Source organism: Seonamhaeicola marinus (assembly GCF_008085455.1).
The window spans coordinates 1-242 of record NZ_VSDQ01000826.1 but is presented as its reverse complement, the minus strand read 5'-3'; the positions used below and the strand labels follow the sequence as shown (position 1 = coordinate 242).

Genomic DNA, 242 nt, shown 5'->3' with positions numbered 1-242 from the left:
GAGTGTTACTTTTAATGATTTTAAAACTTTTGAAACTAATTTAACAAAATACAACAAAAAAGACTCCACATACGCATCTGCTAACTTACTTAAAGATATTATTGAATTTGGTATAATTTACGAAGGCGAAAACCAAGCTATTGTTTTAAATTCTATTGATAATATTGCTACCAAAGATGCTTTAAGTAACAATAAAAAAGAAGTTGAAACTTATCGTGAAGTTACCATATTTGATTTTGATG

At 26.0% G+C, this 242-nt stretch carries 1 protein-coding gene; it reads left to right on the top strand.

Going from position 1 to position 242, the window contains the following annotated elements:
* Nucleotides 1–242, top strand: a 242-nt coding sequence (locus FUA24_RS25355) for a hypothetical protein (protein ID WP_187388384.1), incomplete at both ends; no start/stop codon positions are given.